This is a genomic window from Rothia sp. HMSC058E10, from assembly GCF_001809415.1.
Classification (GTDB): Bacteria; Actinomycetota; Actinomycetes; order Actinomycetales; family Micrococcaceae; genus Rothia; species Rothia dentocariosa.
The window spans coordinates 1-400 of record NZ_KV797620.1 but is presented as its reverse complement, the minus strand read 5'-3'; the positions used below and the strand labels follow the sequence as shown (position 1 = coordinate 400).

Annotated in this window: 1 pseudogene; it reads left to right on the top strand. The window is 42.0% G+C overall.

Annotated features, from left to right (window positions below):
• Positions 1–400 (top strand): annotated as a pseudogene (locus HMPREF2609_RS04490) (uracil phosphoribosyltransferase); the annotation flags it as partial.

The following is a 400-nucleotide window of genomic DNA, read 5'->3' as shown; positions in this document are numbered from 1 at the left end:
TTCTAATTATTATTCCTGTGCTCATCATGCTGGTTGTTTTTGTCTGTGTATTCATTAACGTTTTGGTATCTGCGCCCAGTGGATATGATGATCTTATCTTGGCGGGTATGTTTATTATTGCCGTTATTGCACTTCCTTACATGATTCACGTTATCTTGCAGGTTGTCGCGTTTATGCGGTTTAGGAGATCAGTCAAGTTTCGGTGGATACGAGGCGCCAATATTTACGGCCTTATTGTTGCCCCAGTCTCCGAGGTTACCTATGTGCCGTTTATGCTAGTGCAGATTCTTGATCCATCTTCATCTGCCGGGAGCTCTTTTACAATAGTGGGGGTTATAGTAGCCCTCTACGAGGTTATTTTGGGCATCTTAATGATTGTTGTCACGACAAATAGTATTAA